The 23,867-nt window shown below is 36.3% G+C and carries 20 protein-coding genes and 1 pseudogene; 8 read left to right on the top strand and 13 right to left on the bottom strand.

Annotated features, from left to right (window positions below; all coding sequences use genetic code 11):
• Positions 1-23: 23 nt before the first annotated feature.
• On the bottom strand, positions 24-242 hold the full coding sequence (locus KHA87_RS07015; protein WP_213093372.1) for a hypothetical protein: 219 nt from the start codon (positions 240-242) through the stop codon (positions 24-26).
• 219 nt (positions 243-461) lie between these two features.
• Here KHA87_RS07015 and KHA87_RS07010 point away from each other — a divergent pair, with 219 nt between their 5' ends.
• The 4 genes from KHA87_RS07010 to KHA87_RS06995 all read left to right on the top strand — a co-directional run bounded on the left by KHA87_RS07010 (position 462) and on the right by KHA87_RS06995 (position 4,344).
• Positions 462-956, top strand: coding sequence for a GNAT family N-acetyltransferase (locus KHA87_RS07010; protein ID WP_249310167.1), 495 nt, complete (start codon positions 462-464; stop codon positions 954-956).
• Positions 957-1,316: 360 nt separating this feature from the next.
• Positions 1,317-2,012 carry a VIT1/CCC1 transporter family protein gene (locus KHA87_RS07005; RefSeq protein WP_213093370.1) on the top strand — a complete coding sequence of 232 codons (696 nt, stop codon included), beginning with the start codon at positions 1,317-1,319 and terminating at the stop codon, positions 2,010-2,012.
• 179 nt (positions 2,013-2,191) lie between these two features.
• Entirely contained in the window at positions 2,192-2,665 is a 474-nt protein-coding gene (locus tag KHA87_RS07000) for a DUF2231 domain-containing protein (protein WP_213093369.1), read from the top strand.
• A gap of 1,307 nt (positions 2,666-3,972) precedes the next feature.
• A complete protein-coding gene (locus KHA87_RS06995) occupies positions 3,973-4,344 on the top strand; it encodes an rRNA methyltransferase (RefSeq protein ID WP_213093368.1) in 372 nt (123 codons plus the stop codon).
• Positions 4,345-4,783: 439 nt separating this feature from the next.
• On the opposite strand, the gene KHA87_RS06990 is transcribed toward KHA87_RS06995, so the two are convergent.
• Entirely contained in the window at positions 4,784-5,404 is a 621-nt protein-coding gene (locus KHA87_RS06990; protein WP_213093367.1) for a class I SAM-dependent methyltransferase, read from the bottom strand.
• A 755-nt stretch (positions 5,405-6,159) separates the two neighbouring features.
• Here KHA87_RS06990 and KHA87_RS06985 point away from each other — a divergent pair.
• Both KHA87_RS06985 and KHA87_RS06980 read left to right on the top strand, forming a co-directional pair.
• On the top strand, positions 6,160-6,279 hold the full coding sequence (locus tag KHA87_RS06985) for a YjcZ family sporulation protein (protein ID WP_213093366.1): 120 nt from the start codon (positions 6,160-6,162) through the stop codon (positions 6,277-6,279).
• Between the two features lie 33 nt (positions 6,280-6,312).
• Positions 6,313-6,441, top strand: coding sequence for a YjcZ family sporulation protein (locus KHA87_RS06980; protein ID WP_213093365.1), 129 nt, complete (start codon positions 6,313-6,315; stop codon positions 6,439-6,441).
• 131 nt (positions 6,442-6,572) lie between these two features.
• Here the strand turns inward: KHA87_RS06980 and KHA87_RS06975 are convergent.
• The 10 genes and pseudogenes from KHA87_RS06975 to KHA87_RS06930 form a co-directional block, all read right to left on the bottom strand.
• Positions 6,573-6,971, bottom strand: a pseudogene (locus tag KHA87_RS06975) (SDR family oxidoreductase); the annotation flags it as partial.
• Between the two features lie 99 nt (positions 6,972-7,070).
• Positions 7,071-7,535: a DinB family protein gene (locus KHA87_RS06970; protein WP_213093364.1), complete on the bottom strand. Its 465-nt coding sequence runs from the start codon at positions 7,533-7,535 to the stop codon at positions 7,071-7,073.
• Between the two features lie 310 nt (positions 7,536-7,845).
• Positions 7,846-9,336 carry a glycerol kinase GlpK gene (glpK, locus tag KHA87_RS06965; protein WP_213093363.1) on the bottom strand — a complete coding sequence of 497 codons (1,491 nt, stop codon included), beginning with the start codon at positions 9,334-9,336 and terminating at the stop codon, positions 7,846-7,848.
• 348 nt (positions 9,337-9,684) lie between these two features.
• Complete coding sequence (locus KHA87_RS06960; protein WP_213093362.1) at positions 9,685-10,155, bottom strand: staygreen family protein; 471 nt, start codon at positions 10,153-10,155, stop codon at positions 9,685-9,687.
• 104 nt (positions 10,156-10,259) lie between these two features.
• Positions 10,260-11,018, bottom strand: a complete 759-nt coding sequence (locus KHA87_RS06955; protein ID WP_213093361.1) for a hypothetical protein — start codon at positions 11,016-11,018, stop codon at positions 10,260-10,262.
• 119 nt (positions 11,019-11,137) lie between these two features.
• Complete coding sequence (parC, locus tag KHA87_RS06950; RefSeq protein WP_213093360.1) at positions 11,138-13,582, bottom strand: DNA topoisomerase IV subunit A; 2,445 nt, start codon at positions 13,580-13,582, stop codon at positions 11,138-11,140.
• The gene (parE, locus tag KHA87_RS06945; RefSeq protein WP_481748352.1) at positions 13,582-15,540 is read right to left on the bottom strand and encodes a DNA topoisomerase IV subunit B; all 1,959 of its coding nucleotides are present in this window, start codon (positions 15,538-15,540) and stop codon (positions 13,582-13,584) included. The genes parC and parE overlap by 1 nt, the downstream gene beginning before the upstream one ends.
• 311 nt (positions 15,541-15,851) lie before the next feature.
• Entirely contained in the window at positions 15,852-16,265 is a 414-nt protein-coding gene (locus tag KHA87_RS06940) for a CoA-binding protein (RefSeq protein ID WP_213093358.1), read from the bottom strand.
• A gap of 56 nt (positions 16,266-16,321) precedes the next feature.
• Positions 16,322-17,617 carry a purine/pyrimidine permease gene (locus tag KHA87_RS06935; RefSeq protein ID WP_213093357.1) on the bottom strand — a complete coding sequence of 432 codons (1,296 nt, stop codon included), beginning with the start codon at positions 17,615-17,617 and terminating at the stop codon, positions 16,322-16,324.
• A 34-nt stretch (positions 17,618-17,651) separates the two neighbouring features.
• Positions 17,652-19,370 carry a glycosyl hydrolase family 18 protein gene (locus tag KHA87_RS06930; protein WP_213093356.1) on the bottom strand — a complete coding sequence of 573 codons (1,719 nt, stop codon included), beginning with the start codon at positions 19,368-19,370 and terminating at the stop codon, positions 17,652-17,654.
• Between the two features lie 239 nt (positions 19,371-19,609).
• Here KHA87_RS06930 and plsY point away from each other — a divergent pair, with 239 nt between their 5' ends.
• Together plsY and KHA87_RS06920 are read left to right on the top strand one after the other, a co-directional pair.
• Positions 19,610-20,212 carry a glycerol-3-phosphate 1-O-acyltransferase PlsY gene (gene plsY, locus KHA87_RS06925; protein ID WP_213093355.1) on the top strand — a complete coding sequence of 201 codons (603 nt, stop codon included), beginning with the start codon at positions 19,610-19,612 and terminating at the stop codon, positions 20,210-20,212.
• A gap of 431 nt (positions 20,213-20,643) precedes the next feature.
• Positions 20,644-21,801, top strand: coding sequence for a CapA family protein (locus tag KHA87_RS06920; RefSeq protein WP_213093354.1), 1,158 nt, complete (start codon positions 20,644-20,646; stop codon positions 21,799-21,801).
• A gap of 250 nt (positions 21,802-22,051) precedes the next feature.
• Here the strand turns inward: KHA87_RS06920 and KHA87_RS06915 are convergent, their stop codons facing one another.
• Entirely contained in the window at positions 22,052-23,707 is a 1,656-nt protein-coding gene (locus tag KHA87_RS06915; RefSeq protein WP_213093353.1) for an FAD-binding dehydrogenase, read from the bottom strand.
• Between the last annotated feature and the right edge of the window lie 160 nt (positions 23,708-23,867).

The raw sequence follows: 23,867 nt of genomic DNA, 5'->3' as shown, positions 1-23,867 counted from the left end.
TTGAGAAAGTGTTTTTTATATTCTTATCTCTTTTTCTTTTTATTATCAAGCGCTTGAGGCTGATTTTTCACCACTTGCTCTAAGATAACATGGACTTGAACCTGCTTGTTTTCGTCTTCCTTAACGCTAACTACTTTTCCTTTACGTCCTTTAATTTTTATGTTTTCATCCACAACAGGTATATTATCCCGCAGCTGACTTAATACCACAGAATTGTTTTCAATGAAATGCACTACTACCATGCTTGTTCTCCCCTTTGAATAGAATTATTTATGCGGAAAATACATCATCTCTTATAAAAATATTGATATAAGCACAAATTTAGACCGATTTTCTCTAAAAAAGTTTTCTAATAGAAGGAGAGATTGTAAGCAAAGTGTTTGTTTATATTAATGCGGAGATATTATTATAAAATATGATAGTATAATCACATATAACTCTGAAAAAGAAGGATGATACGAATGATACGCAAAGGACGAGAAACAGACATACCTTCGATTGTAAAAATGGTGCAGGAAACGGTTGAAATTATGAAGGAAGAAAATATCGACCAATGGGATGATACATATCCTACAGCCAAAATTTTTGAAGCAGATATACTTAATGAGTCTTTATTTGTTTTAGAAGAGGATGGGAAAGTAATAGGCTCTATAACGGTAGATCAAAACGAGCCGATGGAATATAAGCCTGTACCGTGGAGAAAGGATGAGAATGCCTTTGTATTCCACCGTCTTGTTGTCAGCCCGCATATTCGAGGGAAGGGACACGCTGCAAAGTTGATTAATTATGCAGAGCAATATGCGTTGAAACACGGTGTACCTTATATGAGAATTGATACATACTCTTTGAATAAGAAAGCTCAGAATTTATTCGAAAAGCAGGGGTACAAGAAAGTAGGAGAAATGCCGTATCACGGGAAAAGTAATCCGTATTTTTGTTATGATAAAATGCTGTAATCAATGGTTTATTCGAAAGTAGAGAAGGGAGATTAAGTCTTACTCTCTCTTTTTTTTATTCATAAAACGAACGTTAGTTCTTTTGTTAATAAAAAAATTTATAATTGATAGGGGGATAATATGAAAAATTCTATGCGTAAATTAGACAACTTTTAACCGGTATTATTTTAACAATCAGCTTGTCAAACGATATGGCGAATAGGTTACTGCTTATGCATTCCATTAAAAAATTCTGTTATACCTGAACTTTTATTATATTCAATTAGTCCTTTATCTATAGGTTTTTATGTTAAACGTATGATTATAATCATTTATTTAGTGAAAACATAAAAATACATATAAAGAAAGGAGGACAAATGAATGGTAGAAACACAACATATTGAGCGGCATTTCAGTGGAAATGATATGATCAGGGATATTGTCATCGGCATGTCTGACGGTTTAACGGTACCTTTTGCTTTGGCAGCAGGACTGTCGGGAGCGGTTCAATCAACTGGATTGATTTTAACTGCAGGTGGGGCAGAAATCGCGGCCGGATCGATTGCTATGGGACTTGGGGGCTATCTTGCGGCAAAATCAGATGCAGATCACTACCATTCAGAGTTAAAGCGAGAATATGATGAAGTAGAGCGCTTTCCGGAAAAAGAAGAGGAAGAGATCCGAGCTGTGTTTAGAGAATACGCTTTAGAAGAAGAACATATTGAACCTATCGTTCAAAAACTGAAACAATCTCCAGATAAATGGGTAGATTTTATGATGCGTTTTGAATTAGGATTGGAAAAACCAAATAAATCAAGAGCATGGATCAGTGCTGTTACTATAGCCCTCTCTTATATTGTAGGAGGAATTATACCCTTATTACCTTATTTTTTTGTCAAAGTTCCAAGTGATGGCCTTATTGCTTCTGTTATCCTCACTTTAATCATCCTCTTTATTTTTGGAGGATTGAAAGGGAAGTTTACAGGAACAGCCATCATTAATAGTGGATTAGAGACAATGATTGTAGGTGGCTTAGCTGCAGCAGCGGCATTTTTATTAGCAAGGAGTTTTTCTTGAAAATTAATACTTAGGCGAACACATTTACACTTATTGCAGAGTTGAAGCAGTCGTGAACCAATAGGTGTAAGTTCATTCCTGAATAGCTATATATCAAACTATTTATTTCATATTATAGTTTAAAATTTTTATATTCTTTATATAAACATAAATTAATCCATTAGAAAGGAAGTAATACAATGATAAATGAAATTATTTCACATCTACATCCAATAGTTGTCCACTTTCCTATAGTCATTATTACTCTTTTAGCACTGTATGATCTATTATTTGCTATTATTAAACGAACAGCATCCCGAAATGGACATTGGTTATGGTTGCTTGCGTTTTTAAGTGCTTGGTTGGCAATCGGAACTGGTCCTGAACACGATGCACGCGGAAATACGAATAACTTTCATTACCATGATACATTAGCTACTATTACCACTTGGTTTTCTTTTCTTGTTGCAGCATTCCGATTTTTCTTTGTGATAAAAAAGAAGGAAATGATAAAACAGTGGCTAGCAATAGGAACTATATTATCTTTAATATGCGCAGTTGGAATCCTATCAGTAGGGTACTTTGGTGGCAAAATGGTATATGATCAGGGAATTGGTGTGAAAATAGACGGTAAATATGTTAATCCTCCTAAGAGCTATTCTGAACATAGATAGGATAGCCACTTTAGCATTTGCTACTAAATAGTTCTAAAACAAAACAAATTTATACCGATACCTTGTTATCAAATTTTAAGATTTGAAAATCCTGATTCTTCGAAAAAAATCAGGATTTTCTTTACATAGTAAAAGACTAAATTCTTAAATGAAAAAATCTAGTATACATATTTTATTAATAAAGTGTAATTCTAGACAAATAAAAGAGACAATATTCTGTCCAATTCATTGCCTGTATCCATTTTAATTATGAAGTGCTCTTTATTACGTGACTATTAACTTATTTAATAATAGGAACAGACCAATTATGTAATAGACAAAACCACAGTTTTAGGACAAATACCTCACATAAAATAAAATAAAATAAATTAAATCATAATGAGGTGTTTTGTATGAACTATTATTATAGAGATTCCTCCTTTACGTCACCTTATTTTCCAAGTCAATATGCATATCCATATCCCATTCAACAACATTTTACAACTGTTGAAGATTGTGGTTATAAGGATTGTCCTCCAGAATCAATTAGAATAAATAATCATTTCAAAAATTGTGCTGGAGTCGTTTTGGTTTGTCGTGATGCTTGTTATAACCCCTACACTAGAAAATATTGTGCAGTTGGACCGACAAAAACATGTGGAGTTTGTGTGGGATTACCCATTCCTGAGTGGCCTTGGTGATTATTATGAAAAAATATATACAAAAATTCCGTGCATCGCAATGATGAAATTCATAAATAACTGTTTTATCTATCGTGCTGTTTATTGTAAAGGGATTTGGTTTTTGAAAATATAGTTACGGAAAAGAAACATTAGCTCAATCATTAAAAAATTAGGGGACGGATCCCATGTTTTATTTTAGGAAACAAGAGATCCGTCCACAGTTTATTCATTATTTCTTCTAAGTTATTGATAATGAAATGAATAGTTAGGGATTAACAATGATCTGATTTTTAAAGTATTCCACTTGAATACAGAAACGTTTGTTCTTATAATATAAATAGATTCATTTGTTTGATGAGGTAGTGGATACATAATCGAATTAAGAAAGATTACTAATTAAGAGAAGTTGTGGTGTACCTAGAATACCTGGAATAACAGATGAAAAAAATGTCATTCAGTGTTAGGGATTACGCAGTGAAATTACTAGTACTATGAGTCAAGCGGGTAACTCGATATATCGGGTTTGGGTTAAAGGAAAAACTGAAATTCCAAAGTTAGCAAACATTATTTATCAAGATTCAAAGAATAACTACCTAAATTACAAAAGAGAACATATGTTACGACATATGTAAAGGAGTTCTTAATATGTGGAAATTAATTAATGGTAATTTAGTACATACACAAGATAAATCCAGAATTAAATTTAGGACAAACGTTAGTAAATCCATTTTAGATCAATTACAAGCCTTAGCAACAGAGAATGATTCACATATAAATTATCTAATTGAAAATGGTTTAAGAAGCGTTTTATCTCAAGGGGTGATTACTTTTAATAAGGATTCTAGACCGAAGGACAGAGTTCAATATAAAACTACATATGACAAGGAATTATTAGAAGCTGTTAAAAAATTTGCTAGTGATCATCAATTATATATTAATGATGTAATTGAATATAGCGTTCAATTTATTGATTTAAAGAGTATAAAAAATAGCAGTTATAGACACAGAGTAGAGTAGAAGGAACCATAAAAGAAAATCTTTTGTTTTCCTTTAACGCCCCCGACATAATATATATTATAGGAAGCGCATGAAATAAATAAAAATCTGTCTCATATCAAAAGAATACTTTAAATAATGAGACAGAATAAAATTTTTGAACTAAATCAATCCTGATGTATGTTGAAGCTAAGTTGCGTACAATTCCTTTTTTTAAATCACAAAATACGTTAATCTATAATTTTGTGAACCAAATTTGATACATATTAAACAGATTTGCGCTGCCAAATTGTATATATAACATAAAATGAAACAAAGTTGTATATATACTTCTCTATCTTTTATCTCTAAAATGTGATCTAATTAGCTACTACTAAATTAGATCACTTTGATTTGTTTGCATCCCTCTTCTCAACTGGAAATAATTAGGGTTAACTATTATTCCTAATTGAGATTTGAATTATTTAAAAATAATAATTGTGAAATCATTTATTTTATATGAATGGTATAGATCTATTTTGTTAGTGTGCTCGAAACATAGCTTTAAAATCTCAATTGGATTGAAATAAGTTTCTTTATCACCCATATATTCCTTCGGTGTATTGGAGGATAATAAATTAAACGCAATACCCTTATTGCAAAGGTCATACATCTTATCGATACATTGCTTGATATATTGGTACATGTTTACATTTGGCAGTGTTACATTAAAAGTTCCAGAGGCAACTACATAATCATACTTTTTATCAGTTTCAAGTTCAAAAAGAGACTTATTTATGAATATACTATTACGATGTTTTTCGCTTGCGTATTCGATAAAACTTTTTTGGATATCCAAACCAGTGTATTGAATGTTGGTGAATTTTCCATCCAACAAAAAATCATAATAATGTGCAATCCCACAGCCAACGTCAAGTAATGAAGCTCTCTCTTTATTGTCTGATTTAAAAAGCTTATTTAAATAATGAAATCTTATTTTTTGACTTTCGTCACTTCCCCATTGAACATCTTTATACGTATTTGTAATTTTATCAACTTTATAGAACGCTTCTGTAAATGCCTTATTACAATCATATTCCATTAAATAACCACCATTCAGAAAAGATAAAATATAGATATTGAATCAAATATTACGCCATTATATCGTAAGTATCAGACCAAGTCTGATACATTGGGAACAAGTTATACAAATTGAAGATATCTTTTTCAAGAGGTCTTAAGTTCAGTATCAGTTTATGCATGTATAAGTTAAAATCTTGGATATTAATTTAAAAACATCATTTTTACGAATGGAATTGGTGAAAATATATCAATTTTTTTCTTGTACATTTTCTCACACTTTCCCATTTTCGGTTAAAGAATGAAAGACACGCGAATTGGATCACTGTATAACAGAATTTACTTTTTAAACTTAATAAATCCTGTTGTAAGGTAATCTAAAGATTTATACATTTCGGATCTAAATTTGGATAGATGAATAGTTCTCCTTTCCTAAAAACTGTGTTTATGCCCTGCATTTAATTACCTCGAATTCATATCTTAATTATTTGTTTACTTGTCCCCTCTTTTAACTGAAAATTATTTAGGATGAATTTTAAATCCATATATAGACTCATCAACTATTTCTACATCTTCATGCTCCTTAATTAGATCTTATTTATAACTCTTTTGTAATTTCCTTTCCATAAGATGTCTTATTGGATAATATCCACGTAATGTCAGCATGGTCTTTTAAATCAATTTTTTCATTGCTTTTTAAAATTAGTTTGGTGCCTTTCCACCTTTCCCTATTTCGACATATCCTATTTTATCCCTAATAAAAAGGAGGGTTTATGAATGTCTGATGGCGGAGGATACGGAGCAGGATTTGCTTTAATTGTTGTTCTATTTATCTTGCTTATCATTGTCGGTGCAGCTTTTGTTGGAGGCGGCTATGGCGGTGGTATGGCTTATTAATGGAAAATATATTTTTTATTTGAGGTGAATGTTATGTTTTGCGGTGGATGCAGACGCGGATACGCTTATCCAGTTGCTCCAACAGGTATGGGTGCCGGATTTGCACTTATTGTTGTGCTGTTTATTCTTTTAATTATCATTGGTGCAGTTTGCTGGGCTTAAGTTAATCTAAAATTTATCAATGTTTTAATAAAATACAGAGACTCCCCTTTTGGGAGTCTCTGTATTTTGTTCACTAAATGAACACTCTATTTTTTAATAGTATGCAAACTAGGATTGGATTATAGAGCTGTCTATCCACTGTCAATAACTAATTCAGAACCAGTCATAAAACGGGATTCGTCAGAAGAAAGAATGTACACCATATGCAATATCCTCTGGTTCACCAAAGTACGAAGCTGTGTATACGTTTTATGTAGAGCATCACCTTCTTCCATCATTGGTAATGTCATTGGTGTAAACATGATTCCAGGGTGTTCGGAATTTACATGAATCTTATCTTTTCCATATGCCCCTTTAGCAGAGGTATATGGACTTGTACCTGCAATACCAACAAGGCTGTAATTCGAAGAAATATTAACGATCGAACCGCCTCCTGCTTTTTTTTCAGGAACCACGTATTTCATTCCGATTACACAACTATTCAAATTAATATCCAAAATCTTATTCCATTCATTCATCTCCATTTGAACTGTTGCGTCAACTTTTGCTTCAGAACTCCCATTCCCATTGCTGCCCCTTTAATTATTGCTACATTTCCATTTAAACAACCCATATGTTATCCCTTTTTACTATCTCTCCCAAAACGCTGGCGGTTCAATCCCAAGTAAACGTAAATAAATAAAGCCTTGGCCGCGATGGTGGATTTCATTTTCCAATGCACCATGTAGTCGTTCGAAATGACTCATTTCTCCACCGAAAAAGGGATCTTTTTCTACGGTGTACAACCTTTCCTCGGTTATATTTGACCACCATTTTTGCACATCTTCCTTTGTTTCATGACAACCATCTAAAAGTTCCTCTTTGGTAGAAATACCAGCAAAGGATGGGCTATATTCCCATTCACCGAGAGCGACCCCGCGTATATATGCCCTTTCAATATCTAGTATTTCTATAATCATTTTTGAGAATGGCCGTAGTGGTACGACCGGTGCATAGGTGAATAACTTGTTTTCAGGGAAAGCCTCAATGGTTCGAACGGTTAAACGACGATTCCCTTCCAATATTTTGCGAAATTGCTCCAATGACATGACCATTGTTGGTCACCTCCTTAATTAATTGTCCCTTTTATTTTATAACGTCAACCCTGACAAAAGTGGTCAGTGAAAAAAGAAAATATCCTAACTTTTTCAAGTGTTCCATACAATAGTTAATTACTATTCCCGGGAATATGAAAAATCACAAAAAAAACACAATTATAAACTAGTTTGTCTAATTTATAATTGTGTAATGATTTCAGCCTTAACTTTTACACAGCTATGGAAATAACATAAGATTCGTATTTTACCTTCAGAAAAAATGATGTTTTCGTGGATATTTCAATTTATATTCTTAACATCTGTTCTTCTATTTAAAAGCTCTTGCTGCTTGAACAGCCATTTTCCAACCATTATATAATTCTTCCTTTTCATCCTCTTTCATATTTGGTTCAAATTTTCGGTCAATCTGCCATTGAGAAGCAATTTGTTCCTGATTACTCCAAAACCCTACAGCTAAACCAGCTAAATATGCAGCACCAAGAGCAGTTGTTTCATTCACAATCGGACGTTCAACTCTTACCCCTAGTATGTTACTTTGAAATTCCATTAGAAAGTTATTTTTAACTGCACCACCGTCTGCACGAAGCGTTGTTAATGAAATACCCGAATCTGTTTCCATAGCAGTTAGAACATCTCTTGTTTGGTAGGCGAGTGATTCTAGTGTTGCACGAATAAAATGCTCTTTTGTTGTTCCTCGTGTGATGCCAAAGACCGCACCGCGCACATCACTATCCCAGTATGGTGTACCAAGACCAACAAAGGCTGGAACAACATAAACTCCTTCCGTAGAATCTACTTTTGCAGCATATAGTTCACTTTCGCTTGCATCGTTGAACATACGCATACCATCTCGTAACCATTGAATAGCTGAGCCGGCTACAAATATGCTACCTTCTAATGCATATTCCACTTTCCCGTTTAATCCCCATGCTATTGTTGTTAATAAGCCATGCTTTGACTTTACAGCATGTTCACCTGTATTCATCAACATAAAGCAGCCAGTTCCGTAGGTGTTTTTCGCCATTCCTGGAAGATAACAAGCTTGACCGAATAATGCTGCTTGTTGATCTCCGGCAATTCCCGCTATAGGTACCTCTTGACCAAAGAAATGGGCAGTGGAGGTTTTTGCATATTTTTCTGAAGATGAACGAACTTCCGGCAATAAGGATTTGGGTACGGAAAGTATGTTCAGTAACTCTTCGTCCCATTTTAAATCATAGATATTGAACATTAATGTTCTGGACGCGTTAGAATAATCTGTAACATGAGCAGCACCACCGGATAATTTCCATACAAGCCAAGTATCAATCGTTCCAAACAATAAATCCCCTTTTTCGGCTTTTGTTCGGGCTCCTTCCACATGATCAAGAATCCACTTAACCTTTGTACCGGAGAAATAAGCATCGATTAATAAGCCTGTTTTACTCCTGAATAAATCATTATAGCCTTTTGCGATTAATTCCTCACAAATATCGGAGGTCTGGCGTGATTGCCATACTATTGCATTATAAATAGGCTGCCCGCTTTCTTTATCCCAAATAACCGTCGTTTCCCTTTGATTTGTGATGCCGATGCCTGCAATTTGCTGTGGTTTAATTCCTGATTCGGAAAGAACAGATGCGATAACGGCAAGAACAGATCCCCAAATCTCATTTGCATTATGCTCTACCCAGCCTGGCTTTGGAAATATTTGTGTAAACTCTTTCTGAGCTGCATGTACCATTTTTCCGTCATGATCAAATAAGATAGCCCGAGAGCTTGTAGTACCTTGATCCAGTGACAAAATATATTGCTCCATGGTCTTTCCCCTCTCTCTTTTTGTTTATTTTTGCTGTTTTACTATACTTTGCAACTGTATGTAAGTTTTCTTATTTTAGATTAATGAATTTTATTAAGATACACTTCAAAAATATCATTCCTCACCAAAATAATCCATTAGGAAAGGCTATTTTTCTTAAACTATATGGCTTTTTCACGAAGATTTTATTGGACACACTTAATCTTTAGTATGAATGAATATTTTTAATGAAAGGATGTCGAGGTAAGACTATATTAGGACTATAAACAATATACGAAAACAGTCCTAGAAAAATAAAAGAACATGAAAAAGTAATAATACTCTCTCATGTTCTTAATCTTAGATTAACTATGTTATAACAGGTTTTAATAAAAATTGTCTTGGGGTACCAAGGTGAACGGTTCCATTGAATTCCTGAAATGGACTATCATATTGGATAATGATAGGTGAATCTAATAGCAAAGGATAATTTTTCAAAAATTGATTATCGGCCATAATGAGTAAACGTATTAATTCTGGTAGCTCCTTTTGATAAATCATATATCGGACCTGTGTAAGTCTTTCATCATTTTCTGAACCGCCTAAGCTAATTATTCCTTTTAGTGCATATTCCCCTAAAAATGTAATCCATTCCGCTTTAAGAATGGTCGTTAATTGAGGATTAATGGAAGCAATACTATATTGATTGCTGATGAATAAAGAAAATTTACCGGTGAATTCAGACTGTGATAATGTGTATTTGCGTCCTTCTAATGGGAAAAAGGCAGTAGCTGGAGGAGCAATATTTACGGATAATGTATCAGCTTGAAATTTGCCCACGATAAGCATCCCCCTTAATGAATACTTATCTCAGTATATGATACTTGCCTATAAACGGTTACCAATTTCCAATGATTCTAAACAACTTTAGAGATGAAATAAACTTACCTTTCATTCCATTGTGTTTTAACCAAGTTCCATTTACCATTATCGTAATACCAAGTAGCTTCCAGAACACCGATAAGATCAGCGTGATAGGCGCCGCTAATTTGTCTGTATGATTTTAGTCCATACCCCTTTTTTCCTTTTATTTTAACAGTTTTATATTGTGCAACAGGGGCGATTATTAGCTCAGTAGGCTCATTTAATTTTCCGTTATCCTGAAATAAACCTAATCTTATATAATCCTTCTTTCTCTTCGCTAAATCTAAACGGATGATTTCCTTTGTATCTCCAATATTAATGAAAGCTTTATAACTATTTTCAAATTGACCTTGGAGATTTAAAGGAGCTGGTAGAGGTATATTCGTGATCTGGTTATCTTTTAAGGAATTAATTCTGTAATGATAGAGCCCTGCACTTCCTCCTGTTGCGCTCGAACTGATTATATCTTTAACCTTATCATGATTTATATCTGCAAATTCAAGCTTTGGCGCCATTCCTGCTTTGTATGGGAGAGTAACTAAAGGATGTTTAGGAATCACAATTTCAGACCAAATTTTTTGGAAATAGGAATGGCCTTGTTGATAAGGCATTCCTTTTAAAAGAATTTTTTCTTTTTTTCCATCTCCATTAACATCCTTGTTATATGTTTTAATAATAATGCTTGCAGGAGCTGCTTCTTCTCCAGCGTATGTGATAGCGACTGTTGTAAAGCTAAGCATGAAAAAGGCTGTAAGTGCTAACAGATATTCTTTTTTCATCTTACACTTCCCCTTTAAGTTGATTTTTTTATTATTGGCAATTAGTAAGAAAGTATGTAACTTTTTCCTCCATAAAAAAGAGCCTGTCATAATAATATGACAAGCTCCTTTAAAATGTATTATTCATTTACATTCTCTTTTTTTAATACTAATTCCTTCCACATTTCTTCTGTCAAACCGTTTTCGGTTTCATCAAATAGGAAGGAGCCATTGGAGTAGCGGTCATTTGCTCGCATTTCAGCGATATTTACGCTTTCGATGTTATTTTGTGCAGTTCTCACATATATGATATCGCTATTTTCAACGACGTCCATGGCAGCAATTCGGTGAGGGTTACTTTTCAGTTCTCTTAGCATTACAACCCCACGTTTTGCTCTTGTTGCTTTATCAAACTCTGTTATTTTCATTTTCTTTGTTGCACCTCTTTGGGTAGCAATGAAAATATAATTGGTTTCTTGATTGGAGACGATTTTTCCGGAGACAACATAATCTCCTTCTTTTAAATTAATACCTTTTACACCAGCAGCTCTCGCACCAACTATATTTACTTCTTCTTCATTAAACCAAAGACCATAGCCTAAGTGAGTGGCGATAAACAGATCCATTTGACCATTTGTTACATGAACATCGACCACTTCGTCATCTCCTTTTAAATTGATGGCGACTAAAGGTTTGGAATATCTTTGGGCAACATATTGATTTAACTCCGTTTTTTTCACCATGCCATTCTTTGTTACGAATAATAGGAAATGTGGTGCAGTAAAATCCTTCACCGTGATCGCCTTGATAATTTGTTCATCTCGTTCAATCGGAACTATATTTGCAATATGCTGGCCGAGATCCTTCCAGCGAATATCAGGCAATTCATGTACTGGACAATATAAGTAATTCCCTTTATTCGTAAACATTAAAATGACATTTGTCGTATTAATTTCTTCTTGGAATAGCAAGCGATCCGTTTCCTTAATGGCCAAATCCTGACCATTGGAAGCAGTATAGGAACGTATGCTTGTCCGTTTTACATAGCCATCCTTGGTTACGGTTACGATGACATCTTCATTTGGAATCATAACTTCGAGATTGATTTTTATTTCTTCAATTTCATCTTCGATTTTCGTTCTTCTTACATCTGCGTATTTCTTTTTAATTTCTTGGAGTTCTTTTTTGATTACCTTTAATAAATTTTTCTCACTTTCAAGAATTGCAGAAAGTTCCTCGATTGTCTTGTTTAATTCCATTGCTTCTTTTTGAAGTGCTGTTATATCTGTATTCGTTAAGCGATACAACTGTAAGGATACAATCGCTTCAGCCTGAGGTTCGGTGAAATCATATTTAGCTATTAAATTATCCTTTGCATCCCGTTTGTCCTTAGATCCTCGGATTGTTGCAATTACTTCATCCAAAATGGATAATGCTTTCATTAAGCCATCTACGATATGCTGATGATCCTTCGCTTTATCTAGATCAAACTTGGTGCGTTTCGTCACAACGTCTTTTTGATGTTCAATATAAGCATCTAAAAGTTCAAGAATGCCAAGTAATTTAGGGCGGCGATTATGGATTGCTACCATATTAAAGTTATAGGTTACTTGTAAATCCGTATTCTTAAATAAATAGTAAAGAACACCTTCCGCATCGGCGTCTTTTTTTAATTCGATGACGATTCTTAAACCTGTACGATCTGTTTCATCACGAACCTCTGAAATGCCTTCTACTTTGCGGTCGAGTCGGAGCTCATCAATTTTCTTGACCAAATTTGCTTTATTAACTTCATAAGGAATTTCTGTTACGACGATTTGCTGTTTGCCGCCTCGCATATCCTCAATAGCAGTTTTTCCACGGACAACCATTTTTCCCTTACCTGTTTCATACGCCTTCTTTATTCCATCTATACCTTGAATGATTCCTCCCGTTGGAAAATCAGGTCCTTTAATGACCGTCATAATTTCATCAACGGAACATTCCGGTTTTTCTATACGCATGATTGTTCCATCAATTACTTCCCCTAAATGATGAGGAGGAATATCTGTCGCATAACCCGCAGAAATACCTGTTGAACCGTTGACTAAAAGGTTAGGGAATCTAGCTGGTAAGACAGTAGGTTCTTTTGCCGTATCATCAAAATTCGGAATGAAATCAACCGTATTTTTGTCAATATCGAGTAAAAGTTCGGATGAAATTGCCGAAAGACGCGCTTCCGTATAACGCATGGCAGCTGCCGGGTCCCCATCAATGCTACCATTGTTTCCGTGCATCTCAATGAGAACATTCCGGACCTTCCAATCCTGGCTCATCCGAACCATTGCCTCATATACGGACGTATCCCCATGGGGATGGTAATTACCGATAACATTTCCGACTGTTTTTGCGGATTTACGGAAGCCTTTTTCAGCGGTGTTTCCTTCTACATGCATCGCAAATAAAATACGTCTTTGCACTGGCTTAAGACCGTCCCTTGCATCAGGGAGGGCGCGATCCTGAATGATATACTTACTGTACCTTCCAAACCGATCCCCAAGGACCTCTTCTAACGGTAAATCTTGAAAACGTTCAACTGTTGACATTAGATTTCTTCCCCTCCTTCAACAGTAAGATTCTCATTTTCCAATATGCTTTGGTCTTCCTCTAATCCAAAGGCAACATTATTTTCTATCCACTTACGTCTTGGTTCAACTTTATCCCCCATTAAAGTGGTTACCCTTCTCTCTGCTCTTGCAGCATCATCTATCCTAACTCGAATTAATGTTCTCGTCTCCGGATTCATGGTTGTTTCCCATAATTGATCTGCATTCATTTCCCCAAGACCTTTATAGCGTTGCAGCATGTAACCTCTGCCAACTTTTTTAATGGCGGCTTGTAATTCGTTTTCTGTCCAAGCGTATTCTATAACTTCTTTTTTCCCGCTTCCTCTGCTTACTTTATATAAAGGAGGAAGAGCGATATAGACTTTTCCAGCTTCTATAAGTTGGCGCATATAGCGATAGAAGAAAGTAAGCAATAACACTTGAATGTGAGCTCCATCCGTATCGGCATCGGTCATAATGATAACCTTGTCGTAATTTGCATCCTCGACATTGAAATCAGGACCTACACCCGCTCCGATTGTATGAATGATGGTATTTATTTCTTCGTTTTTTAATATATCCTGTAGCTTTGCCTTCTCTGTATTAATAACCTTTCCGCGCAGCGGCAGCACTGCCTGGAAACGGCGATCTCTTCCTTGTTTTGCAGAACCGCCTGCTGAGTCACCCTCTACAAGATATAATTCGTTCTTGTCAGGATTACGCGATTGTGCAGGAGTCAGCTTTCCGGAAAGAATACTCTCAGATTTCTTTTTCTTTTTGCCACTTCGTGCTTCTTCACGTGCTTTTCTGGCCGCTTCACGTGCTTGTGCCGCTTTGACTGCCTTTTTAATTAATAAATTACTGGCATCGGGATTTTCTTCCAAGAAATAGGCCAAATGCTCGGATACGACAGAATCCACTGCAGAACGTGCTTCGCTAGTTCCGAGCTTTCCTTTCGTCTGCCCCTCAAATTGCAGTAGCTCCTCCGGAATGCGGACGGATACAATAGCACATAACCCTTCCCGAATATCCGTTCCTTCCAGATTTTTATCTCTCTCTTTTAAAAGATTTACTTTCCGTGCATATTCGTTTATCACACGAGTAAGCGCGGACTTGGCACCTGATTCATGTGTACCGCCATCCTTGGTGCGGACATTATTAACAAAGGATAAAATGTTTTCGGAAAAACCGTCATTGAATTGGAAGGCAAACTCCACTTCAATATTGCTGGACTCTCCATCAATGAAAACAACCGGATGAAGAACATCCTTACCTTCATTCAAATATTCAACGAATGCTTCGATACCATTTTCATAATGAAATGTATCCTTTTGTCCGTAGCGTTCGTCAATGATTTCAATCTTTAATCCTTTTAACAGAAAAGCTGATTCGCGCAATCTTTCACACAGAGTATCGTAATTAAAAGTAGTTGTGCTAAAAATCGTGGGATCCGGCTTGAAATGAATATTCGTTCCTGTTTGATTCGTTTTCCCGATTTTTTCAAGGGTTGTCTCTGGTTTTCCCCCGTCTCTAAATCGCTGTTCATATACATAGCCGTCGCGTTTTATAGTTACTATTAACCACTCTGATAAGGCATTCACGACTGATGCCCCAACCCCATGCAATCCTCCTGAAGTCTTATAGCCGCCTTGGCCGAATTTACCGCCGGCGTGGAGTACGGTAAAAATAACTTCCGTAGTTGGTTTTCCTAATTTATGCATTCCTGTTGGCATACCGCGCCCTCTGTCATCGACGCTAATACTATTGTCCTTGTGGATTTTGACAATAATATGATCCCCATTACCGGCAAGGGCTTCATCAACAGAATTATCGACAATTTCATATACTAGGTGATGTAATCCACGTGCATCCGTTGAACCTATATACATTCCAGGTCTTTTACGGACGGCTTCAAGACCTTCTAGCACCTGGATTGCATCATCATTATATTCAATCAAGTTCTGTTTTTTTGCCACAACAATTCCCCTTTCAACAACACAGCTCTCTATCTCTATCAAAACTAATCTTAGTAATAATTAAATCGATAATACGAACGTTCGTTCGATTATCATTATATCATATTCCGAACAAGCGTCTATGAACTATTTTAGCGATATTTTCCCATTTGGCAAATGACTTTTTAGTGCCTCTTGCATTTTTTGCTTTTTATTTCTTCCGTTTTTTATAAAGGCCAATATATCTTGCCTGTGGTTTTTCAATGTAATAAAAAACAAGCGTACGAATACGTATACGCTTGTTTAAAGAAAAATCATTTTGTCAATGCATGCTCTACTTTAATACAGCGATCCATTATAACGGTATATCCTTTTTCCTTTAAAAACTGATACGCTTCTTCATTTTCAAGACCTAATTGCGCCCAAAAAACATCTGCATCGATTTCTGCAAATTCCTTTGCTATTTCAAGTAAAAATTCCGATCGTCGAAAGACATTAACAATATCTATATGCCCTTCAATTTCCTTTAAGGAAGAAACAGCTGGTACTCCTAAAACATTCTGGACGGAAGGATTGACAGGTATGATCTCATAACCTGCTTTTTGCATAGCCTCAGAAACCATATAAGAGGTTCTTTCCGGATTATCGCTTAATCCAACCACAGCAATACGCTTCGCTTTTTTTAAAATTTCTCTGATTTCATCTCTGCTCGGAATTTCAATTGTCACTTTGAACCCCCCAATCTTATATATTTATCGTACGCTTTTCTGCTCCCTTCTGCAACTTATCTTGAAATCGAAGCGGATTTTCTTTTTTTCTGCCAGCGTAGATATTGTTCACTTCCAATAGCAATGATAGTCCCAAGAACTAATCCATTATTTACAAGTGAACCTATGAATGTAGGTAATTTGACCGTAGCTTCACTCGGCAGAAACATCGTACCTACTCCAACCATTAATGCAATACCTGCAGTTGTATATGTAATGTCTCGATCTGTTGATTTTTCAATCTCTGATAACGCAAGCCCAATCATTTTTGTGAAAATAACAAATGTTACCGCATAACCGACAGGTGCGGGAAGTGCAGACATGATATGCATAAGCGGAGGTAACAATGAAATTACAGTCACCAGAATCCCGCCAATAATAAATGGTTTAATGGATTTTATTCCAGTTTGAGCAACAAAGCCAGCTGAGCCGGATATTGGGACAGACCCAATAGCAGAAAATATACCTCCAAGAATTTGGTTCAATCCTGAAATAAACCCTGAACGCTTATAGCTAACAGGCTTATTATGATATCCTTTTAACACTTCCTCCATCACTCGTATGGAAGCAATCATATTGGTCGTTAATAATATTGTAATGAAGAAGGAAGTGGTCAGAACTCCTGAATCAAAGGTTGGTTTCCCGAAATGAAATAGCTTTGGAAAGGCAAAAATGGAGTGACTCTCAGGAACCTTAGGAGCTAACCCGAAAATAATAAAGAGTATCCAGCCTAACAGCAATCCAAAAATAATAGAAAATTGCTGTACCCATTGAATATTTACTTTGCCAAGATAGAACGTTACGAGGATAATAACGATGCATAGAATGGCGACAGTCGGCTGAATATGTACTTGCTCTTCTGTTAATCCAAGCATTCCTTTTACAAAGGAACCACTTAATTGCAAAATAAGAAGGAATAAATAGATAAACGTTATCGTTGGTGTAAAAAGCTTTGCCAGCTTTTCGATTAATCCCAAGGCAGACAGGATAAAGAAAACGATACCACTAAAAATCATACCGCCGCATAACGCATTTAGCGCTGCTATACCGGTTGAATACATACTACCTACAAAACCTGCATAAATAGCAAATACACTCCACCATAAGCCGGCAGGTCCTTCTGAAACGGGCAAGCGATGGCCAATGAATCCCTGTAATAGTCCTGCAATCCCCAATACAAATATGGTTCTTTGCATAAAAGCAGAAGTTTCTACTGGATTTAAGTGAAATAAATCAGCAATGGCAATAGGTGCTGCGATAGAACCGGCAATCATAAAAGCCATCCACTGGATGGCTGATAAAAATGTTTTCATTACTAAAAACCCCTAACTAATCAATGTTGTTAATTTATTTATTTTTGTAAGCTGAAAGAGTAGATTGCAGGGAAACCCAGCCCTGCGCATTTCCAAATGACCTTGCCCATGAAGCAATTCCCGCTAATTGATAGTGTCCCGCAATTTCGGCTCTTTTAGCTAAGGAATATTCATCCTCTAACCACATTTTATAGGTAATATTTGATTTAGAGTCCGAATACTCAACATAATGTTGTTCACTTTTGGAATCCAATTGGATTTTTACTTTGTGTTTCTTCATCCATTCATTCGCTTGATCCATGGATAATGTTTTAGAAGTTGTTTTCAATTGGCCATTCTTCCATTCCTCTTTCCATAAGCGAGTATAAAAAGGAACACCAAGTATTAGTTTATCATTTGGAACTAATTTTAAGATGGATTGCAAATTAGTTTCAACCCATGGCAAACTGGCAACACTTCCCGCAATCGGTGAAGTTCCCCAGTGTTCATCATATGCCATGACAATTAAGTAATCAACCATTTTGCCCAGCTTCTCCCGCTCGTAAAATTCGGACCAATTTCCTTTTGCGATGAAAGTAATATCCATAGATACATATTTGTGATTGGCATGGAGATTCGCAGAAGCTTCTCTCACAAACTGAGTGACCAGCGGTCCATCCTCCGGACGAACGTTTTCAATATCAATATTAATTCCATCTAAATTTTCTTTGTTGGCGATGGTTACAAGTTTTCGGATTATTTTTTGTCTGTTTTCAAATTTGCTAAAAGCAGCTTTTGTTAAATCAGGATCAAAGGAATTGGAAAAAAGTCCCCACACCTGCATATGATGCTGTTTTGCCCATTTAATATAATCGGTGGATAATAGATTAGAAATGTCTCCATTTGCATTTTTAAGCCGAAACCATGTTGGTGAGACAGCATTAACGCCAGGCATAGCAGGAAGCTGGGAAGGGTCAGGTGTCTTTATATAAACTGCCTCCCAGGATAAGTGGATTGGCTTTGAAATAGGCAGCAGGCGTACTGTTTCCGCTTGAAAGGGAAAATGTACTTGCTTCTGGCCTTCTTTTATAACATATTCTTTTTTTATATATCCTCCGATTCCTTGGAGCGTTCTAACAAAATAGTAATCTTTCATTACACGTTCAATATGAACTGCTTCCCCTTTACCAACCTCCGCGACATATGGGGACTGCAGGTCATTGTTTTGGCGCAGGCGAAGATACGCCTTTCTTGCCTTTTTGGAAGTGATTTTGCCGTTATAATATTTCTCTCCCAATTTCTCTATCCACACAACATTGGTTTTATTCGTTAAGTGGTATTGGATTGGGTAAATAGACTTCAACATGTCAAGAGCCAAATATTTCTTGCCGGCTACTACTTTTAGCATAGGATGACTAAGTTTCTCTGCTTTGGCATTTACATATATCGTATTTTGATTAATAGGAATTTGAATGACCTTTAATTTGGTTGTAATAATTATGGAATTACTTTCTTCATAAATACTGTTATCGATCTGATCCTTTACTGTTTCTAGCGGGATAAAAGTGTTCTTATCACTGCGGATCGCGTTTCCATGAATAGCACCTTGTATTAATATCGGATATTCGCCAGATACATAGGTTGTTTTTTTTGTTGATGCAAATGGGTAATATATATATAATAATATCCCTGTTATCATGACAAATAGTATGCTAAAACTAAAAAGCCATTTCGTATTCTTTTTTGGTTTTGATCGTAAAGGTATAGTTTCCATCGTATCCTCCTAATTTCCCCTATCTTAATCGTACAGGAGGATTATTAGGATGAAAAGAGTAAATATATAGCTATGAAAAAACTTTCCTGGACTTTCAGCTGCACCAACCTTCATAAACAAATTATTGTTCAGCGATGAAAAATCCTTTTTATTTAGCAATATTAACGTGATACAATAATAAAGCACTTATTAATAAGCTTGATTAACATTTTAAACAATCCTCTAAAGGAGAAATGTCGATGATTTATGCAATTATACTTATTCTCGCCTATCTATTAGGCTCCATCCCATCAGGCTTAATTGTTGGGAAATTATTTTACGGAATTGATATCCGCCAGCATGGAAGCGGAAACCTTGGTGCAACGAATTCATTTCGTACACTTGGAAAGAAAGCAGGAATTGCTGTCACAATTGCCGATATTTTAAAGGGTACACTAGCAACTCTTCTACCAATACTTTTTGGGGTACCATTAGAGCATTTCCACCCTCTTCTAGTTGGACTTATAGCCGTTATCGGACATATGTTTCCAATCTTTGCGGGCTTTAGAGGTGGGAAAGCAGTAGCAACCTCAGGCGGTGTTATACTTGCATACAGCCCTATATTATTTTTATTTGTTATTATCGTATTTTTAGTCAGCTTAAAAATTAGCAAATATGTTTCACTATCTTCTATTATTGCTGGTATTGCTGCAATAGTTTATTCATTTGTTGATATGCTAATCCAGCAGGATTGGCCACTATTTGTAGTAGTTTTTGCATTAGGATTTTTCGTCATCTATCGACATCGGGCGAATATAAAGAGAATACGTGAAAAAACGGAACCAAAAGTTAAATGGATATAATTCATTATGAATGAAAGCTGTATTCGATAAATTGTTGTTTTCCTATACTGTTATAAATCCTAATATCATCTTAGCTCGGCGCATCTTTTCTTATGAAGGTACTTTCATTACCAAGAGTTAAGTGGTTACTAGGATTTTCTTCTGAAAAAGCATTAAAGTATAAGAAAAGAGCCTAAATGAAAGTACGCCCTAATATAAATGGACTAGGGCGTTTTTTCTTGTCTATTTTATTACTGTATTGAATCATTTTTGAGTAGGTGTTTTGTCTTAGGCAGTGTATTAATGTTGGAATAAAGCGCGAAAGGCTATTCATCTACTCCTATTTTTTGTTTATTTCGCCTATTTTCGAAATAAATCAACACGAATCGACCTTCATATAGTAATATTAAAATGTCATATAGATATAAAAATAAGTAAAGGCTGGTACAAGAATGAGGGGAAAACAAAAGCTTTACAGTGTAATATTCATATGTTTGCTTTTAATTTGCGCAATAGGGATTTTGATATTTAAACAATATGGTGATTGGAAAAATGCATTTTCCAAAAAAGAATATACAGTTCAGACAAACACAACGCGAACTTTAAGTTTGAAAACGAAGGAGTTTCATTCCAATGTCACTATTGGGGGCATTGGGGATATTCTTATTCATGATTGGGTGTATGAGGATGCCAAAACGAAAGACGGATATAACTTCAAACCGATCTTTCAAAATGTAAAAGCAATGATGCAAAAGCCTGATTTATTAATTGCGAATCAAGAATCCACCCCTGGTGGAGCGCAGCTCGGTGTTTCTAGTTATCCAAGCTTTAATAGCCCATACGAAATTGTGGATGCCATTAAAGATGCAGGGGTAGATTTTGTAACCACTGCTAATAATCATGCACTAGATAAGGGGGAAAGAGGATTGTTAAGCGCTCTTTCTTACTATGATAAAGTGCACCTTCCGCATGTTGGAACCTTTAAAAGCAAAGAGGACCAAGATACACTAAGAATAGAAACGATTAATGGAATAAAAATTGCGGTTCTTTCGTATACCTATGGAACGAACGGGATACCAGTTCCCGAAGGAAAAGATTATTTGGTAAATCTAATTGATAGGGATAAAATTCTTGCTGAGCTCAAAAAAGCTCGTTCCCAAGCAGATGTGGTAATTTTAAGTATGCACTGGGGTATCGAATATCAACGCCAGCCTAACGAGGAACAAAAGCAATTAGCGAAGCTGTTTACAGATGGCGGTGCAGATATTATCCTCGGAAGCCATCCTCATGTTCTGCAGCCAATTGAAAAAATGCATACCGAAGATGGTCGGGATGCTCTGGTTGTGTACTCACTCGGGAACTTTATCTCTGGACAAATGTGGGATTACAAAGACATAGGTGGCATGGTTGAAATAAAGGTTTCAAAAGACGTTACATCAAGTGGAAAAAGCATTAAGCTTGAAGATGTTCAGTTCTACCCTACTTTTGTATATAATCAAAAACTAAAAAATTATCGATTGTATCCTTTGCAGGACGCTTATGCCAATGGAATGGCAGATCACTCTTATAATGAGATTATGCAGCACATGATGAGTGGCCTTAAAAAATAAAATAGCATTTTCGAAGAGCATAATAAAAGCCTAAGTCAAATTGTGACTTAGGCTTTTATATTAGGGAATTATGAAACTTAACATTTTGGTAACCTTTTTAACAAAATATCTACGCCCAGCTACAACACCTAACAGCTTGCGGATTCCTACGTCTCCTCTCTACGATCAGCGGGCATCGATTTGTTTATTCGGAGTGAAATTTGACTCCAAAATCCGTACGCCATTAATCAAGGCGTCTGCGCTTTTGTTCTTAATTTAATTCTTCTGCTATGGCCCTGCCTGCTGTTCTTCCTGTAAAAAGACATCCGCCTACAAATGTTCCCTCCAATGCCCGGTAGCCATGAATGCCGCCGCCGCCAAAGCCAGATACTTCCCCAGCTGCATAAAGGCCAAGGATAGGATTTCCTGCTGAATCAAGCACTCGACCAGATAGATCAGTTTGCAAGCCTCCCAATGTTTTTCGACTTAGGATGTTTAACCGAACAGCTATGAGTGGTCCATTTTTAGGATCAAGGATCCTGTGGGGCTTTGCGACACGTATCAATTTATCACCGATATAATTACGTGCTCCACGAATGGCTGTTATTTGCAAATCCTTTGTAAATGTATTTTCTATTTCTCGATCACGAGCAATAATTTGTTTCTCGATTTCTTGATAATTTAATAGTTTTTCCTCTGTTATATTGTTCATCCCTTCTACAAGCTCGGACAAGGTGTTTGCGATAACAAAATCCTCTCCTTTATCCATAAAAGCTTGCACCGGGGCCGATGCTCCCGGCAGTGCTCTGGACATTACCTGTCTGATGCTTTTTCCCGTTAAATCAGGATTTTGTTCTGAACCAGAAAGGGCGAACTCTCTCTCAATAATTTTTTGCGTTAAAATAAACCATGAATAGCTATATCCTGTTTTTTGAATGGCTTCTAGTGTTCCAAGGGTGTCGAAGCCAGGGAAGTTAGGAGCGGGAAATCTTCTCCCCTTCGCATTGAGCCAAATGGATGATGGCCCTGGCAAAATTCGGATTCCATGAAGATTCCAAACAGGATTCCAGTTTTTAATTCCTTCCGTATAATGCCACATACGATCACGGTTTACAATACGCCCTCCTGCCTTTTCTGTAATCGAAAGCATTCTGCCATCCACATGGGCAGGAACACCAGAAAGCATCACTTTAGGTGCTGGCCCAAGCCTGCTGGGCCAATTCTTTCGGATTAATTCATGATTGGCTCCTATTCCACCGCTAGTAACGGCAACTATTTGTGTTGTAAATTCAAAATCACCTACCACTACTCTGGAGCTTTCTTCCCCTCGTTCTACAGGACTTGATTCTAAAATAGAACCCCGTACCCCGACAACAGCCCCATTCTCTACGATTAGATCATCTACCCGATGACGCGGTCGATAATCAATCCATCCATTCATAATATGCTCTCTTAACCTTCTTTCAAAAGGTGCTACAATCCCCGGACCCGTTCCCCATACAATATGAAATCTAGGTACAGAATTTCCGTGTCCGTCAGCCAAATACCCTCCACGTTCAGCCCAGCCAACTACCGGAAAAAATCTTACTCCCATATCATAGAGCCATGATCGCTTCTCTCCTGCTGCAAAGTCTATATAGCTTTCCGCCCACTTTTTCCCCCAATAATCCTCGTCATCTTCACGATCAAATCCCGCTGAACCAAGCCAATCCTGCCAAGCTAAATCCCTAGAATCTTTGATGCCCATTCTACGTTGTTCAGGCGAATCTATCAAGAATAATCCTCCAAAGGACCACCATGCTTGCCCACCCAATGAGCTTTCCGGTTCCTGGTCCAGTAGCAGGACTTTTTTCTTTGCATCGGCAATTTCCGTTGCAGCAACAAGTCCGGCTAGTCCTGCCCCAACTACTATCACATCGTGTTCCATATTCATCCCCCATTTTATGTATGACTGGATTTTTTTCACTTTTCAAATATAGATATATGATAATTTTACTATAATTTTCAGAATTTTAAATATCGAAAATAGAGGTGTTTTAAATATTGGGAATGGGATAAAAAATATTTAAAAAATGAAAACCTCCATT

Origin of the sequence: Bacillus sp. FJAT-49736 (genome assembly GCF_018343615.1) — a bacterium.
GTDB lineage: Bacteria > Bacillota > Bacilli > Bacillales > Bacillaceae_C > Margalitia.
This window is presented reverse-complemented; position numbering and strand designations above follow the sequence as displayed.

What these genes read in the sequence shown, in the direction of transcription:
- KHA87_RS06985 (WP_213093366.1), top strand. Translation starts at nt 6,160, where the DNA reads ATGTCTGATGGCGGAGGATACGGAGCAGGATTTGCTTTAATTGTTGTT.
- plsY (WP_213093355.1), top strand. Translation starts at nt 19,610, where the DNA reads ATGATTTATGCAATTATACTTATTCTCGCCTATCTATTAGGCTCCATC.
- KHA87_RS06970 (WP_213093364.1), bottom strand. Translation starts at nt 7,535, where the DNA reads ATGGTCATGTCATTGGAGCAATTTCGCAAAATATTGGAAGGGAATCGT.
- KHA87_RS07000 (WP_213093369.1), top strand. Translation starts at nt 2,192, where the DNA reads ATGATAAATGAAATTATTTCACATCTACATCCAATAGTTGTCCACTTT.
- glpK (WP_213093363.1), bottom strand. Translation starts at nt 9,336, where the DNA reads ATGGAGCAATATATTTTGTCACTGGATCAAGGTACTACAAGCTCTCGG.
- KHA87_RS06930 (WP_213093356.1), bottom strand. Translation starts at nt 19,370, where the DNA reads ATGGAAACTATACCTTTACGATCAAAACCAAAAAAGAATACGAAATGG.
- KHA87_RS06920 (WP_213093354.1), top strand. Translation starts at nt 20,644, where the DNA reads ATGAGGGGAAAACAAAAGCTTTACAGTGTAATATTCATATGTTTGCTT.
- KHA87_RS06980 (WP_213093365.1), top strand. Translation starts at nt 6,313, where the DNA reads ATGTTTTGCGGTGGATGCAGACGCGGATACGCTTATCCAGTTGCTCCA.
- KHA87_RS07015 (WP_213093372.1), bottom strand. Translation starts at nt 242, where the DNA reads ATGGTAGTAGTGCATTTCATTGAAAACAATTCTGTGGTATTAAGTCAG.
- KHA87_RS06935 (WP_213093357.1), bottom strand. Translation starts at nt 17,617, where the DNA reads ATGAAAACATTTTTATCAGCCATCCAGTGGATGGCTTTTATGATTGCC.
- KHA87_RS06990 (WP_213093367.1), bottom strand. Translation starts at nt 5,404, where the DNA reads ATGGAATATGATTGTAATAAGGCATTTACAGAAGCGTTCTATAAAGTT.
- KHA87_RS07005 (WP_213093370.1), top strand. Translation starts at nt 1,317, where the DNA reads ATGGTAGAAACACAACATATTGAGCGGCATTTCAGTGGAAATGATATG.
- parC (WP_213093360.1), bottom strand. Translation starts at nt 13,582, where the DNA reads ATGTCAACAGTTGAACGTTTTCAAGATTTACCGTTAGAAGAGGTCCTT.
- KHA87_RS06995 (WP_213093368.1), top strand. Translation starts at nt 3,973, where the DNA reads ATGTGGAAATTAATTAATGGTAATTTAGTACATACACAAGATAAATCC.
- KHA87_RS06955 (WP_213093361.1), bottom strand. Translation starts at nt 11,018, where the DNA reads ATGAAAAAAGAATATCTGTTAGCACTTACAGCCTTTTTCATGCTTAGC.
- KHA87_RS06915 (WP_213093353.1), bottom strand. Translation starts at nt 23,707, where the DNA reads ATGGAACACGATGTGATAGTAGTTGGGGCAGGACTAGCCGGACTTGTT.
- KHA87_RS07010 (WP_249310167.1), top strand. Translation starts at nt 462, where the DNA reads ATGATACGCAAAGGACGAGAAACAGACATACCTTCGATTGTAAAAATG.